This is a genomic window from Aneurinibacillus thermoaerophilus (genome assembly GCF_900099925.1).
GTDB classification, from domain to species: Bacteria; Bacillota; Bacilli; order Aneurinibacillales; family Aneurinibacillaceae; genus Aneurinibacillus; species Aneurinibacillus thermoaerophilus.
Window position 1 is genome coordinate 1 of sequence record NZ_FNDE01000095.1, and the last position, 1397, is coordinate 1397.

The 1397-nt window shown below is 45.8% G+C and carries 1 protein-coding gene and 1 pseudogene; both read right to left on the bottom strand.

The features are described 5' to 3' along the window. Positions 1-588: pseudogene (locus tag BLR88_RS18815) on the bottom strand (hypothetical protein); the annotation flags it as partial. A 59-nt stretch (positions 589-647) separates the two neighbouring features. Continuing rightward, positions 648-1397: recombination protein RecT (recT, locus tag BLR88_RS18820; RefSeq protein ID WP_091261646.1), on the bottom strand; the 750-nt coding region annotated here is incomplete at its 5' end.

Genomic DNA, 1397 nt, shown 5'->3' on the forward strand with positions numbered 1-1397 from the left:
TTCGATGTCTTTTTCCGAAGCGAGCGACGTATTAGGTTTATTGTTTATATTGCTGTTCTTATTGCTGTTTATAATGCTGTTATTAAATAAAAGATTTACATTCTCTTTTACATCCTCTTTGACAACCTCTTTTACATTCTCTTCGACAAGTAAATTATTACCATCGCTTAAAACGCTGTTATCTAGCGGCTTTTCAACTTCTTCCTCTTTGACAATCCCTTCAACATTCTCTTTAACATCTTCTTTTACAATCTCTTCTACATTTTTTTCGCCTTTTTTGTAGTGTGAAAGCGACTGAAAATCCTTATATTTGTTTATCTTTACGAGTATTCCTCGCTTCTGACGTAGTGTTTCAAAAACGATTAATCCCTCTTTTTTCAAGCGTTCAAGCGAGTATTTAACTTCTCTCTGCGTCCATCCCGTTTCCCGTTCCAACTCAGAAACGTTTACTTTTACTTCCCCTGTATTCCAATCCGCTTGTTCAAGCAAATGATAGAAAAGAAGCTTGTCCCTCAAGTTTTTGATAGAGAGTCGGGGCAGGACAACAAACCCCGACGCCTGTATTTCTGTGTTTATTTGCTCTTCCATACCCCGACATCTCCTCTACTAGATTGATAGAGCCGGGCGCAGAGAGCGCCCCTGCTCGGTTATTTAAAATCCATCTCCATCGCTTGTTGCAGTTCTTCATCCTGCTGCCAATCCTGTGGCTTGTCCGTCTTCTGCTCTTCCGGCGTCTGTGCTTTCTTTTCTGACGTAGGCTCGTCCACCGGGATATCCTCGGCCGTTACTCCCTCAGCCTCTATTGCGTCTGCATAGACACTGCGTGGCTCGCTGGTAATGTCTTTCTTGACCGTTTCGTCCTGTGCAGCCAATCGCTGAATTTCAATGCTAATCGGCAGGTACTTCCACATGTGCCGGATAACCGTCTTCTTTGCCATCTCTTCGAAGTCTGTCACCCAAGGGCCATTTTTAGCGGCCTTACTGCGTTGTCTGCGCCGCTCGATCTCTTCCATATCCATCACTTCAAACTGATAGCCGCCGCCTTTGAAATGGGCCACAGCGTACACATATTGAATGGCTCCACGTCGGCCAGTAGCAGGCTTGTGAACTAACTTCGGATGCAATCCGAGCTCATACTCGAAATGGTCTGCTTCGTACACCGCATGGGCGTAAATCTGCTCGATTTGACCGGAACGGCGAGCCAGGTCAATCATGCCCTTGTAGCCGATGATGAACTGCGCTTCCTTGCCATATGGGATGATGTAGCAATGACCGATTAAGCCTGGCTCAAGCCCCAACTGAGCCGCCTGCATGACTGCTCCCATAAGAGATTCGATAGTACACTCCAACAGCTTAGGTGTTGTGCGAATAAGCGTTAGAGCAATTCGAGACAGCCT